Source organism: Nonomuraea sp. NPDC052265, from assembly GCF_044547985.1.
Classification (GTDB): domain Bacteria; phylum Actinomycetota; class Actinomycetes; order Streptosporangiales; family Streptosporangiaceae; genus Nonomuraea.
Genome location: NZ_JBIUBJ010000004.1, coordinates 1 through 12784 on the forward strand (window position 1 = coordinate 1; position 12784 = coordinate 12784).

A 12784-nucleotide genomic window follows, 5' to 3' on the forward strand; every position below is an offset into this window, starting at 1 on the left:
TGGTGGCGTCGTAGATGAGGGTGTGGGCCACGGCCTCCATCGCCGGCCAGCCCGGGAAGTCGCGCATCGGGGCCACGAACTCGGCCGGGATGCCGCGCCGAGGAGGGCCGAGCCGCCCTCGACGCACTGATCACGAGTACGGGCAGGAGAACCCGGTAACTCGTCCGCTCCCACTCCCGCGTACCCGGCGGCGGTGAGAGGGGTGACCGGCAGCGCCAGGCGCGCCGCCGACACCCCGGTATCCGGCTATGGGGCGTTCGTACCGTCGCGCGCTTCGATGGCCGCGGCCATGAAGTCCTGGAAACGCGCGAACTGCTGCTGATCCATCTTCAGCTGTACCCCGTTGACGATCCGGTCCTTGTACCGGGTACCGATCGTGACCTTGAAGCCGTCACCGTGCGGTTTCGCGTCCACTCCGAGGAACGCCACGTGGTATCGCCTGGCCTCGGCCAGGCAATGGAAGATTTCGAAGGTCCTCCCGTCTTGCACCAGGATGTACTCACCGATCGCGAACTCCGCTGTCATGGCTTCCCGTTCATGCCGCTTGATGTGTCCGGGGTCAGGGGTCACCCCAGGCACTGTCGTCGAACCACGAGCCCCTGCTCCGGTGGTTGCTGTACGGGTGAGACGCCACGGGCCTGCCGACAGTTGTCACGCTCGGGCGATCGAGCAGCGCGACCCGAACCGGGAGGCGCCGCCGGGGTCATGTTGCGCTGCCTGCCGGGGGCGCCCGGGACCCGGAGGTCGCAGCGGTGACCAGGATCGTCCTCAGGCATTCAGCTTGCCTCCGCCGTCGACGGTGAGGACCGTGCCCGTGGTGAAGGCGTTGCCGACGACGAACGCGATCGCGAAGGCGATGTCGGCCACGCACCACGCCCGGCGAGACCGCGTTGACCCTGATCGGCAGTCGGCCAAGACCCACGGCGAGCGGCGGATTGTCGGTGACGACCGGCATTGTAGTGCTATGACCGAGACGCCCCCTTTCACCGTCCTCGCTGATGACACGGCCTACGCCGAGGCCGTGCAGCTGGCCGTGGACTCCGCCGCCGCCTACTACGCCGACGGCACCTCCACCCTCGACGACGACGCCTACGACCGGCTCGTGCGCGGCATCCAGGCGTACGAGGAGGCGCATCCCGAGCAGGTGCTGCCGACGTCGCCGACGGGCAAGGTCGCGGGCGGCGCGGTCGTGGGGGACGTGCCGCACACCGTGCCGATGCTCAGCCTGGACAACGTGTTCGGCGCCGAGCAGCTCGCCGACTGGGCCGCCTCGGTCGAGCGCAGGCTCGGCCGTCCGGTCACCGCGTGGAGCGTCGAGCCCAAGCTCGACGGCCTGGCCATCTCCGCCCGCTACCGCGGCGGCCGGCTGGCCCAGCTCGTCACCCGGGGCGACGGCACCGCGGGTGAGGACGTCTCGCACGCCGCCGGCACCATCGTCGGCCTGCCCGAGCGGCTGGCCGAGCCGGTCACGGTGGAGCTGCGCGGCGAGGTCATGATGACGACGTCGCAGTTCGAGGAGGCGTGCGCCAAGCGCTCGGCGCACGACGGCACCACGTTCGCCAACCCGCGCAGCGCCGCCGCCGGCACGCTGCGCGCCCAGGACCGGCCGTACGTGTGCGAGCTGACGTTCTTCGGCTACGGCGCGCTGCCCGCGCCCGGCGACGAGTCCGACCTGGCGGTGCGGCTGCGCGAGCTGCCGCACAGCCAGGTCATGGAGTGGGTGGCCGGGCAGGGCGTGCAGACCACGGCGGCCACCGCGGTCGCCGGGATCGTCACCGACACGCTGGAGCGGGTGCAGGAGCGCGTCGGCGAGATCGCCGCGGCCCGCGCCGGGCTGCCGTTCGGCATCGACGGCATCGTGATCAAGTGTGACCTGGCCTCCGACCAGGCCGAGGCCGGGTTCAGCTCGCGTGCGCCGCGGTGGGCGATCGCCTACAAGCTGCCCGCCACAGAGAAGATCACCAAGCTGGTCGGCGTGGAGTGGAACACCGGCCGCACCGGCATCATCGCCCCGCGCGCCGTGCTGGAGCCGGTCGAGCTCGACGGCAGCGTCGTCACCTACGCCACCCTCCACAACGTCGCCGACATCACCCGCCGTGGCCTGATGCTGGGCGACAGCGTGGTCGTCTACAAGGCGGGCGACGTGATCCCGCGCGTGGAGTCGCCGGTGGTGCACCTGCGTACCGGCGAGGAGCGGCCGATCCCGATCCCGCAGGTCTGCCCGTCCTGCGGCGACGCCATCGACAGCTCGCAGGAGCGGTGGCGGTGCGTGCGCGGCCGGGCCTGCCGGGCGATCGCCTCCATCGTCTACGCCGCCGGACGCGACCAGCTCGACATCGAGGGCCTGGCCGAGAACCGCATCAAGCAACTGCTGGACGCCGGTCTGATCGCCGACTTCGCCGACCTGTTCTTCCTGACCCGCGAGCAGCTGCTCAGCCTGGAGCGCATGGGCGAGACCAGCACCGACAACCTGCTGGCCGCCTTCGAACAGGTCAAGGCCCGGCCGCTGAGCCGGGTGTTCGCGGCGCTCGGCGTCCGCGGCACCGGACGGTCGATGAGCCGCCGCATCGCCCGCCACTTCGGTTCGATGGAGGCCATCCGGGCCGCCGACGCCGAGGCGATCCAGGCGGTCGAGGGCATCGGCCCGGAGAAGGCGCCGGTCGTGGTGGCCGAGCTGGTCGAGGTGGGGCCGCTGATCGACAAGCTGGTCCGGGCGGGGGTGAACATGGCCGAGCCTGGCTGGACGCCGCCCGCCGAGCCCGGCTCCCCGGAGGCCGACGGCGGGTCCGCGCTGCCGCTGGCCGGGATGTCGGTCGTGGTGACCGGCGCGATGAGCGGCGCGCTGGAGGCGTTGAGCCGCAACCAGATGAACGAGCTGATCGAGCGGGCCGGTGGCAAGGCGTCCTCCAGTGTCTCGGCCAAGACGTCGCTGCTGGTCGCGGGGGAGAAGGCGGGCTCCAAGCGGACCAAGGCCGAGAGCCTGGGGATCCGGATCGTGACGCCGGAGGAGTTCGCCGAACTCGTCGCCTCCTTGCCGTAGCCCGACAGCCGTCGAGCCTTGGGCCGGGACGGTCTCGCCCAGGGCGGCGGCGCTGACCAGTTCGGCCTGGTCGAGCATGCCCAGCACGGGCTTGCGCATCGGGCCGGGAATCGGTTCTCGGGCGATCCGAAGCCCGAGAACCCTTTGTCCGGACGCGGGGCGGCCGGGCCGGTCGTCCGGCCCGGCCGCGGCGGGGCGTCAGGCGGGCGGCACCGCGCCGTTCTTGGAGACGGGCACGGCGAGCTGCGTGGCGCCGGTGAGCCTCAGGTCCTCGGCGGGCAGGTTCGCCAGCACGGGGTTCAGGTGCTTGACGTTCAGCGACACGATGGGCGTCGTCGGGCCGGTGACGTCGAACTTCTCCAGGTCGACCCACCGGACGATGCCGAACACGTCCGACGGGATCTGGTCACCGCTCTTCTGCACCGGGACGCAGAGCTGGCGGGCGGCGCCGACCTGCACGGTCCTGGGCGGGATCTGGTTGACCAGCACGGGGTTGAGCTGGGTGAGGTTCAGGGCCTTGTTCATCGCCGGGTTGGGCGTATGCCCGTAGCACAGCAGGTCGATGTGCGAGACGACGCGCAGCACGTCCGCCGGGGGGACGACGCCGTTCTTGGCCACCGGCACGCACAGCTGCTGGGGGGCGTTCAGCGTGACGCTGAGGCCCGGCAGGCCCTGGAGGACGGGGTTGAGGTGGCGCAGCGCCAGGGGCAGGTTGATCTGCGGCCCGGTCACCTGGTAGCAGGACAGGTCGACGTACCTGACGTAGTCGAGGACGGTCGCCGGCGGGATGACGTTGTTCTTGGCCACCGGCACGCACAGCTGCTCACGCTGGCCGAGCGTGACCTGCACGGGCGGCTGGTTGGCGAGCACCGGGTTGATGTGCCGCAGCGACAGCGTGACGGCCGGCGGCTGGTACGGCGTGGTCTTGTAGCAGTCCAGGTCGAGGTTCGACACGAACTCCTTGGCCGTCGGCAGCGCCAGGGCCCCCGCGGGGGTGGCGACGAGGAAGGCGGCGGCGAACACCGCGAGACCAGCGGATAAGAGCCGTCTCACCGCGGTCGTGGCGCGGCGATGGGGGGTGGGCCTTGCGTTCATCCATCCTCCTGGACAGGGCGATCTGGGCAGGGTGATTCGGGCAGGGCGATCCGGGCTGTGCGATCCGGGCGGGGCGATCGTGCCTTGACTGTGCGCCCGCGTGCCCGGCCCGACAAGGTGGATGGCCGCTGTTTGACAGGCGCTTGTCACGCCCGCTGATGGGCGGCCCCGCCGGGGTCTCCCTGCGGCGGGCCGCGGCCGTTCTCACGACGGGGTGACGGTCCCGAGCAGCACGCGGTGGTCGGAGCACAGGCCGCCACGATCGAGCTCACGGCCGCCCGGACCATGCCGTTGCCGGTCGAGCCGTGGTTCAGGGTGTCGCCGGCCGCGTCAACCGCCCAGCCCGGCGTCAGGCGCGCTCGGTCCAGCCGGATTCCAGGAGGTCGAAGACGGCGTCCAGGGCGGCGCGCGGATCGGGCTCGGCGCCGGCCAGCTCGGGGATCTCCAGCACGTAGCGGGCCAGCGCGCGCACGCCCATGTCGGCGGGATCGCGCCCGGTCCCGGCCGCGATCGCCTCGGCCAGGGGGCCCTCCGCGGCGATCCAGAGGCGGCGCGAGTACTCACGCAGGGCGGGCGTGCCCACGATCAGGTCGCGTTTGCGCCGCTGCTCGGGCGGGAGGCCGCCGGCGAACGGCCCCCGCTCGGCCAGGCAGCGGCGCAGGGCCTCCAGCACGCTCTGCCCGGGGGGCCGCTCGCGGACGGCGGCGGTCAGCCAGACGTGCCGCTCGTCGCCGTCGTCGAAGATCAGCGCGTCCTTCCCGTCGGGCACGTGCGCGAACAGGGTGGCGATGGAGACGTCGGCCTCCTCGGCGATGCGGGCGACGGTGACGCCGTCGTAGCCGTGCTCGGCGAACAACTTCACGGCGGCCTCGGCCAGGGCCTTGCGGGTCTGTGCCTTCTTGCGTTCGCGGCGTCCTGTCGTCATGCTTCCAGCGTAGCAAAAACTAGAATGATTCTGATTTCATAGTCATTACAGAAGGAGCTCCCGTGTCCTCCCACTCCACTGCCTGGGACGTCAGGCGCCTGCCGGACGCCCGCGGCAGGCACTTCCTGGTCACCGGCGGCAACGCGGGCATCGGCTACTTCGTGGCCGAGCAGCTCGCCGGCACGGGCGCCACCGTGATCCTCGGCAGCCGCGACCCCGCCAGGGCGGAGACGGCCGCGCTCTCCATCCGGAGCCGGGTCCCCGACGCGCGCGTCCGGCACGTGCCGCTCGACCTGGCCGACCTCGCCTCGGTCGAGACCGGCGTCGAGGCGCTGGGGCTGGAGAGCCTGGACGCGGTCGTCTGCAACGCCGGCGTGCTGCTCGACCACCCGCCGCGGCGCGAGACCGGGGACGGCCACGAGCTGATGTTCGCCACCAACCACCTCGGGCACTTCGCGCTGGTCGCGCGGCTGGCGCCGCTGCTGGCCGCCGCTCCCGCCGCCCGCGTGGTGACCACGGGCAGCCTCACCGCCAGGTCCGAGACGCTGGACCTGGACGATCTCCAGAGCGTGCGCGACTACCGGCCCAAGCGCACCTACGCACGCTCGAAGCTGGCGCAGATGCTCTTCGGCTTCGAGCTGGACCGCCGCCTGCGCGCCGCGGGGGCCACGACGAGGAGCGTGGTCACGCATCCCGGCGGGGCGCTGGACTCCCTGACGCCCTCGCGGCCCATCCGCCTCCGCACCACCGGCGAGCGGCTGCGCGGCCTGCCCGCCGGGCTGCTCCTCCAGGGCAAGGAGGCCGCGGCGTGGCCGGCCGTGCGGGCGGTGCTGGATCCGTCCGTACGCGGGGGGCAGCTCTGGGGGCCGCGGGTGCTGGGGATCCGCGGCCTGCCGGTCCTCGAACCGGTGCGCGGGCACATGGCGGACGAGGTGCTCGCGGGCCGCCTGTGGGACGTGAGCGCCGCCCTGACCGGGCTGGACCCGTTCGCGGACGCTCCGGGCGGCACGCCCCGGCCTTGCTGACGCGACGATCCCCGCTCGCGGTGCTACGCTTCGACGATCGTGCCCGGGTGAGGGCTCAACAGCGGCTCAACACAGGCTCAACGCCCCGATTCCCATACTCAGGGCAGTCCCACCCGTTCAAGGGGAGGGCGGCCGGAGGAGATGCGATGACGGGCATCATGGACAAGGCCAAGCCGGCTCTGGCCGGTGAGCTGGAGAGCGTCTGCGGCCGGTGGTCCGAGCGCACGGGCGTGGCCGTGGAGATCTGGGCGCTGCCCGCCGGTCCCGTGACGGCGGCGTTGCGGCGGGCCGTGCTGGCCGTCGTGGACGAGGCGCTGGACAACGTCGAGGCCCACAGCGGCGCGAGCACCACCTCGCTGGCCGTGACCTGCGGGGCCCACGGCCTGCGCCTGACGATCAGCGACAACGGCCGCGGCTTCACCTCCACGGCCCCGGGCGGCGGCACCGGCCGCATGCGCACGGCGTTCGCCGAGCTGGGCGGGCGCCTGTCGGTGCGCGGCGTGCCCGGTGAGGGCACGACCGTCAGCGGCACCGTCCCGGCCTAGCCTCACTGCGCGGGGTTGACGAACTCGGGCTGGTCCAGGACGCGCAGCCAGCTCCCGTCGGGCTGGCGGCGCACGACCTGAGCGCGGGCGCCCGAGCCGTCCTTGGGCGGGGTGGAGGTGAGGGCGAGGTCCCCGCTGATCAGCGTCGGCAGCGGCTGTTCCGGCTCGAAGTGCGGGCGGCCGGCCAGCACTTTCTCCCACAGTGCCTGGATGGCGGCCCGCCCGACGGTCCGGCCGCCGGGCGGGTAGGCCAGCACGGCGTCCTCCTCGTAGAGCGCGGCGACACCGGCCGCGTCGCCGGCGTTGGACCGCTCGACGAACAGGCGGGTGATGTCCTCGGGGCGCATGGCCTTGTCGTAGGTGGTCATGGTTCCAGCCTGCCGATCCTCTTTCAAGAAGTCCAACAGATGGTTGTGATGGCTTCTAGAATCGCCAGTTATGGAACTGAGGCAGCTGGAGTACTTCGTCGCGGTGGCCGAGGAGCGCAGCTTCACCCGGGCGGCCGAGCGGGTGCACATCAGCCAGTCGGGCGTCAGCGCCCAGATCCGCCGGCTCGAACGCGAGCTCGGGGCCGAGCTGTTCGACCGGTCGGCCCGGGTGGCCACGCTCACCGTCGCGGGCAAGGCGGCGCTCGAACACGCCCGCGCCGCGCTGGCCGCCGCCGGTGCGGTGGGCCAGGCGGTGGGCGAGGTGACCGACCTGATCCGCGGCACGCTGACGGTCGGCATGGTGCTCGGCTGCACGGTCACGCCCCTGTTCGACGCGCTAGCCGCCTTCCATCGGGCGCATCCGGGCGTCGAACTGTCCCTGCTGGAGGACAACTCGGACAAGCTGGTCGAGGGCGTCCGCGGTGGCGCGCTCGACCTGGCGCTCATCGGCGCCGCGAACGCCGTCCCCGAAGGGCTGGAGGCGCTGACGATCGTCAGCGAGCGGCTGGTCGCGGCGGTCCCGCCCGGAGACCCGCTGGCCGCCAGGCCGCGGATCACCCTGAGCGACCTGGCCGACCGCCCGATCGTGTGCATGCCGCACGGCACGGGGTTGCGCGCGGTGTTCGACGAGGCGTGCGCGGCGCAGGGCCTGCGGCCGCCGATCGCGCTGCGGGCCGGCGCCGCCGACGCCATCGCCGACCTGGCCGTACGCGGCCTCGGGGTGGCGATACTCAGCGAGTCGATGGCCGCGCACCATCGCGACCGGCTCACCGCGCTGCTCATCGACGACGTGCCGGCGCCGGCGCTGCTCGCCCTGGTCTGGCGGGAGGGCGGTGGCCCTGCGGTGCGGGCGCTGCTGCGTCAGGCCCGCCGCGCGTTCTCCGCCCGGCCCGTGGGAGTGTCAGCCCGTCCTTGACACGGCGAGCCGTCAAGGTCAGGCTGACAGCATGATGACACGCAGCAAGAGCACCCGAGAGGTGACGCCCGTCGAGCAGCTGGCGACGCGGTGTTCGTTCTGCGGCAAGCCGCACGAGGAGGCCAGGAAGGTCGTCGCCGGGCCCGGCGTCTACATCTGCGACGCCTGCGTCCGGCTCAGCCACGACATCGTCACCGGCGAGCTGCTCAAGGCGGAGCGGGAGGGCGAGGCGGCGCCGGAGGGCGACCGCAAGGCCCGCGTCCACTGGGGTCCCGACCCGGCCGACCAGTACGTGACGGGCATGTCCGACGAGGACGTGCTGGCCGCCCTGCCGCGCCAGGCGCTCACCGTCGAGCTGGCCGAGCGCGACCTGCGCGCCTGGGTGGGCATCCTGCGCGACCGCAACGTGACGTGGGCCAGGATCGGCGAGGCGCTCGGCATCACGCGCCAGGCAGCGTGGGACCGGTTCGCCGCCGACGTCGAGTCCCGCTGACGGCCAGAAAATCGTAATCCACTTCAAGTTTGCAGTAGAGTCCTGGCATGACCGAAGGGCTTCGCGAGCGGAAGAAGCGCAAGACCCGCCGGCACCTGTCCGACGTGGCGATCGGGCTGTTCGTGGACCGCGGCTTCGACCAGGTCACGATCGCCGAGATCGCCGCGGCGGCGGAGGTGTCGGTGAACACGCTCTACAACTACTTCACCGCCAAGGAGGACCTCGTCCTGCCGCCGGAGGACGCCTCGCCGCAGCGGCTCGCCGACATCGTGCGCGAGCGGGCGCCGGGGCAGTCGGCGGCGGGGGCGGTGCTGGCCCGGCTGCGCGAGGAGGTGCGCGGGCGCGAGCGCAGGCTGGGCCTGACGGCCGGGTTCGGCCGGGTGCTGGAGATGATGCTCGCCGCCCCCACGCTGCGGGCGCGCCTGGAGGAGCTGGCCGGGCAGATGACCGAGGCGCTGGCCGAGGCGCTGGCCGAGGAGACGGGGGCCGCGCCGGGCGATCCGCTGCCGCGCGCCGTCGCCTGGCAGATCGGCTGCCTGCACTCGCTGGTGTACGCCGAGGTCGGCAGGCGGGTGGCGGCCGGGGAGCGGCCCGACGCCATCGCCGAGGCCGTGCTGGAGCTGCTGGACGTGACCGAGGGGCTGCTCGCCGAGCGGTTCCTGACCTATGCCGTACGGGAGGGCTGAGCGTTGTTCCGGGTGACCATCCGCGGGAAGTTCGACGGGCTCGACGAGGAGGGACGGGCCGCGGTGCTGGGGGCGCACGACACGGCGTTCACCGAGGCGGGCACGTTCACCCATGACGGGACCCTGTCGGCGTTCACCTTCCGGTGCCAGGTGCCCGCCGGGCAGGGCGACGGGGAGCACGAGGCGACCGGGCGGGCGGTGGCGGCGCTGGAGGCGTACGGGGTGCCGTACCAGGTGTTGCAGGTCGCGGTGACGGACATGCGGGACATCAAGATCCGCCGCAAGGGCCGCGCCTGATTGTCCCGAACCTGGGATATGATCCCGGATATGGGACAGGATTTGGACGAGCGGCTGGCCGGGCGGCTCGCGGAGCTGCGCGTCGAGCGCGACTGGTCGCTCGACGAGCTGGCGCGGCGCTGCGGGATCAGCCGTTCGACGTTGTCCCGGCTGGAGCGCGGCGAGATCAGCCCGACCGCCGCCCTGCTCAACAAGCTCTGCGCGGTCTACGGGCGGACGATGTCGCGCCTGCTGGCCGAGGTGGAGTCCGAGCCGGCGCAGGTGGTGCGGTCCGCGGCCCAGGCGGTGTGGCGGGACGAGAGCTCGGGGTTCGAGCGTCGTTCGGTCTCGCCGCCGCATCCCGGGCTGCGCGGCGAGGTCGTCGAGGGGCGGCTGCGGCCGGGCGCGGACATCGCCTACGACCAGCCGCCGGTTCCCGGGCTCGAACAGCACGTCTGGGTGCTGGAGGGCGTCGTGGAGATCACCGCCGAGGGCCGGGCCCACCTGCTGGAGGCGGGCGACTGCCTGCGTTTCCGCCTGTGGGGGCGGTCGCGGTTCCGCTGTCCCGGGCCCTCGCCGGTCCGCTACGCCCTGTTCGTCGTCCTGCCCTGAGCGCACAAGGAGCCCCTCATGCACACCGTCAATCGCATGTCCGCGCAGGAGTTCGCCGGTAGCGTCGATGAACTGGCCGTGCTGCTGGCCGACGCCGTGGACGGCGGCGCCTCGGTCGGGTTCCTGAAGCCGTTCGGCCCGGCGGAGGCCGCGGCGTGGTGGCGGGAGCAGGCGGCGGTGGCCGAGGGCGGCATGGCGGTGTGGGCCTGCCGCGCCCCGGACGGCTTCCTGGCCGGCACGGTCGGCCTGGTCATGGCCCGCAAGCCCAACTCGCGTCACCGCGCCGAGCTCGTCAAGCTGCTGGTGCACCGCCAGGCGCGCGGGCGTGGCCTGTCCCGCCTGCTGCTGGCCGCCGCCGAGCAGGGCGCCGTCGCGGCCGGGGCCGACCTGCTGGTGCTCGACACCGAGACCGGCAGCGCCGCCGAGCACGTCTACCTCACCGGTGGCTGGACCCGGTACGGCGTCGTGCCGGGCTACGCCGGCGCCCCCGACGGCACCCTGCTCGACTGCAGTTTCTTCTACAAGCGCCTCACCGCTCCCGCGTGAGCCCGCCCAGGCCCCCGGCGACCGGCTCGCGGCGGGGCCGCGCCTAGAATGGGCTTCGGATCTTCATCGGGGGGGGTTGACGTGCCGTCCTGGGCAGAGCAGGCGATCTTCTGGCACGTCTATCCGCTGGGCTTCCTGGGCGCCGAGCGCGCCGCCGTGCCGACGGTCACCCACCGGCTCGGGGGTCTGGTGCCATGGCTGGACCACGCCGCCGCCATGGGCGCCGACGGGCTGCAGCTCGGCCCGATCTTCGCCGCCGAGACCCACGGCTACGACACCCTCGACCACTTCCGCGTCGATCCGCGCCTGGGCGACGACGGCGACTTCGACGCGCTGGTGTCGGCCGCGCACGAGCGCGGGCTGCGGGTGCTCCTCGACGGCGTCTTCAACCACGTGGGGCAGGGATTCCCGCGCTTTCAGCAGGCCCTTCGCGAGGGGCCGGGCTCGCCGGCCGCGCGCTGGTTCCGGCTGCGCTGGCCGGCCGGCGGCGGTGCTCCCGCGCACGACGACTTCGAGGGGCACCGGTCGCTCGTCGCGCTCGACCACGCCGAGCCGGCCGTCGCCGAGCACGTCGCGGCGGTGATGGCCCATTGGCTCGACCGGGGCGCCGACGGCTGGCGGCTGGACGCCGCCTACGCCGTGCCGCCGGAGTTCTGGGCGCGGGTGCTGCCGCGGGTGCGCCGGGGTAGGCCCGAGGCGTACGTGGTGGGGGAGGTCATCCACGGCGACTACGCCGCGTTCGTGGCCGAGACCGGCATGGACGCGGTCACCCAGTACGAGCTGTGGAAGGCGATCTGGAGCTCGCTCAACGACCGCAACGCCTTCGAGCTGGCCTGGGCGCTCAAGCGGCACACCGCCTTCGCCGAGTCCTTCGCGCCGATGACGTTCGTCGGCAACCACGACGTCACCCGCCTGGCCAGCCGTCTGGCCGACGAGCGCCACCTGCCCCACGCCCTGGCGGTGCTGATGACGGTCGCCGGCACGCCGTCGCTGTACGCCGGCGACGAGTACGCCCTGCGCGGCGTCAAGGAGGAGCGCGAGGGCGGCGACGACGCCGTGCGCCCGGCCTTCCCCGCCTCCCCGCGCGAGATGCCGCCGGGCGGCCTGCCGGTCCTCGGCCTGCACCGGCGGCTCATCGCCGTGCGCCGCCGCCACCCGTGGCTGTCGCGCGCCCACACCACCGACCTGGTCCTGTCCAACCAGCTCTACGCCTACGAGAGCCGCTGCGACGGCCGGGCGCTGGCGGTCGCGCTGAGCACCGCCGACGAGCCGTCGCAGGTCACGCTGCCCTTCCCCGGGAGCCTCGCCGCCGGTGACGGCCACCTGGACGACTCGCTGCTGACCCTGCCGCCGCACGGCTGGGCCGTCGTCGAGCCCTGAACAGGACGACCTACCTGCAATCACTACGAAAAGTAGCGTTCTAGCAACGTTCCGCTACGAACTTCTCCGGGCATGAATCTCGCGACAAAGCCGACGTGGTCGCCGAAAGCGCGAAGCAACCTGCGAAAGCGGGCCCGTCGTGCGTCCCCCCGCGAGAGGACCCTTCTCATGCCCATGACCCGGCTCCCCCCTGTCCTGTGCGCCGCCGCCCTGGCGCTCACCTCCCTGACGGCCCCCGCGCAGGCGGCCGGCACCGACACCGCCTCCTGCGTCCAGCACCTGGCCAAGAGCCACACCTACAAGGACGGCCCCCGCACCTACACCACCGACGGCGCCGGACGGCCCGCCCAGGCCCTGGCCCCGCAACTGGCCAGGAAGGCGGCCGCGCGCAGCGAGTGCGAGGCCACCGTCGGCAACTGGGGCGGCAGCGGCGACTGGCAGGGCGGCCATCTCATCGCCTCCTCCTTCTCCGGCGCCAGCATGCGCTACAACCTGGTCCCCATGCGCGGCAGGCAGATCAACCAGGGCCTGATGCTCCGCGTCGAGAACGGCGCCCGCGCGTGCCTGGAGGCCAAGGGCGGCGCGGTGGCCGACTACCGCGTCCAGGTGCACTATCCCGACGGCTCGACGGTGATCCCCGACCGCATCCACGTCTCCATGGCCGCGACGATCTCCGGGGTGTCCAGGCAGGTCACCGTGACCTTCCCGAACGACACCCTGTCGGCCCGCGACCTGGACTCCTGGCACACGAAGATCACCAACGCGTTCCGGGCGGCGCACTGCATGAGCGGCTCTGACAAGGCGTAGCCACCGGCGT

15 protein-coding genes are annotated in these 12784 nt (G+C 72.9%); 11 read left to right on the forward strand and 4 right to left on the reverse strand.

Features of this window, described 5'->3' with window-relative positions:
* Positions 1-246 precede the first annotated feature (246 nt).
* Complete coding sequence (locus ACIHAD_RS13460) at positions 247-570, reverse strand: hypothetical protein (RefSeq protein WP_397354671.1); 324 nt, start codon at positions 568-570, stop codon at positions 247-249.
* A 394-nt stretch (positions 571-964) separates the two neighbouring features.
* Between ACIHAD_RS13460 and ligA the strand changes: the two genes are divergently transcribed.
* Positions 965-3040, forward strand: coding sequence for an NAD-dependent DNA ligase LigA (ligA, locus tag ACIHAD_RS13465; protein WP_397354672.1), 2076 nt, complete (start codon positions 965-967; stop codon positions 3038-3040).
* A gap of 198 nt (positions 3041-3238) precedes the next feature.
* Here the strand turns inward: ligA and ACIHAD_RS13470 are convergent, their stop codons facing one another.
* Entirely contained in the window at positions 3239-4135 is an 897-nt protein-coding gene (locus ACIHAD_RS13470; RefSeq protein ID WP_397354673.1) for a hypothetical protein, read from the reverse strand.
* A gap of 349 nt (positions 4136-4484) precedes the next feature.
* Positions 4485-5060 carry a TetR/AcrR family transcriptional regulator gene (locus tag ACIHAD_RS13475; RefSeq protein ID WP_397354675.1) on the reverse strand — a complete coding sequence of 192 codons (576 nt, stop codon included), beginning with the start codon at positions 5058-5060 and terminating at the stop codon, positions 4485-4487.
* A gap of 62 nt (positions 5061-5122) precedes the next feature.
* Between ACIHAD_RS13475 and ACIHAD_RS13480 the strand changes: the two genes are divergently transcribed.
* A complete protein-coding gene (locus ACIHAD_RS13480) occupies positions 5123-6085 on the forward strand; it encodes an SDR family NAD(P)-dependent oxidoreductase (RefSeq protein ID WP_397354677.1) in 963 nt (320 codons plus the stop codon).
* Between the two features lie 146 nt (positions 6086-6231).
* Positions 6232-6630, forward strand: a complete 399-nt coding sequence (locus ACIHAD_RS13485; RefSeq protein WP_397354678.1) for a sensor histidine kinase — start codon at positions 6232-6234, stop codon at positions 6628-6630.
* A 2-nt stretch (positions 6631-6632) separates the two neighbouring features.
* Here the strand turns inward: ACIHAD_RS13485 and ACIHAD_RS13490 are convergent, their stop codons facing one another.
* A complete protein-coding gene (locus tag ACIHAD_RS13490) occupies positions 6633-6998 on the reverse strand; it encodes a YybH family protein (protein ID WP_397354679.1) in 366 nt (121 codons plus the stop codon).
* 70 nt (positions 6999-7068) lie between these two features.
* Here ACIHAD_RS13490 and ACIHAD_RS13495 point away from each other — a divergent pair, with 70 nt between their 5' ends.
* The 8 genes from ACIHAD_RS13495 (at position 7069) to ACIHAD_RS13530 (ending at position 12774) form a co-directional block, all read left to right on the forward strand.
* Positions 7069-7974 carry a LysR family transcriptional regulator gene (locus ACIHAD_RS13495; RefSeq protein ID WP_397354680.1) on the forward strand — a complete coding sequence of 302 codons (906 nt, stop codon included), beginning with the start codon at positions 7069-7071 and terminating at the stop codon, positions 7972-7974.
* 31 nt (positions 7975-8005) lie between these two features.
* Positions 8006-8467 carry a ClpX C4-type zinc finger protein gene (locus tag ACIHAD_RS13500; protein ID WP_397354681.1) on the forward strand — a complete coding sequence of 154 codons (462 nt, stop codon included), beginning with the start codon at positions 8006-8008 and terminating at the stop codon, positions 8465-8467.
* A 47-nt stretch (positions 8468-8514) separates the two neighbouring features.
* On the forward strand, positions 8515-9153 hold the full coding sequence (locus tag ACIHAD_RS13505) for a TetR/AcrR family transcriptional regulator (protein WP_397354682.1): 639 nt from the start codon (positions 8515-8517) through the stop codon (positions 9151-9153).
* 12 nt (positions 9154-9165) lie between these two features.
* The gene (locus ACIHAD_RS13510) at positions 9166-9450 is read left to right on the forward strand and encodes a DUF6204 family protein (RefSeq protein WP_397354683.1); all 285 of its coding nucleotides are present in this window, start codon (positions 9166-9168) and stop codon (positions 9448-9450) included.
* A gap of 30 nt (positions 9451-9480) precedes the next feature.
* Positions 9481-10041, forward strand: a complete 561-nt coding sequence (locus tag ACIHAD_RS13515; RefSeq protein ID WP_397354684.1) for a helix-turn-helix domain-containing protein — start codon at positions 9481-9483, stop codon at positions 10039-10041.
* Between the two features lie 18 nt (positions 10042-10059).
* Positions 10060-10587, forward strand: coding sequence for a GNAT family N-acetyltransferase (locus ACIHAD_RS13520; RefSeq protein ID WP_397354685.1), 528 nt, complete (start codon positions 10060-10062; stop codon positions 10585-10587).
* Positions 10588-10668: 81 nt separating this feature from the next.
* Entirely contained in the window at positions 10669-11967 is a 1299-nt protein-coding gene (locus ACIHAD_RS13525; protein ID WP_397354686.1) for an alpha-amylase family protein, read from the forward strand.
* Between the two features lie 174 nt (positions 11968-12141).
* A complete protein-coding gene (locus ACIHAD_RS13530) occupies positions 12142-12774 on the forward strand; it encodes a DNA/RNA non-specific endonuclease (protein ID WP_397354687.1) in 633 nt (210 codons plus the stop codon).
* The last annotated feature ends 10 nt before the right edge of the window (positions 12775-12784 follow it).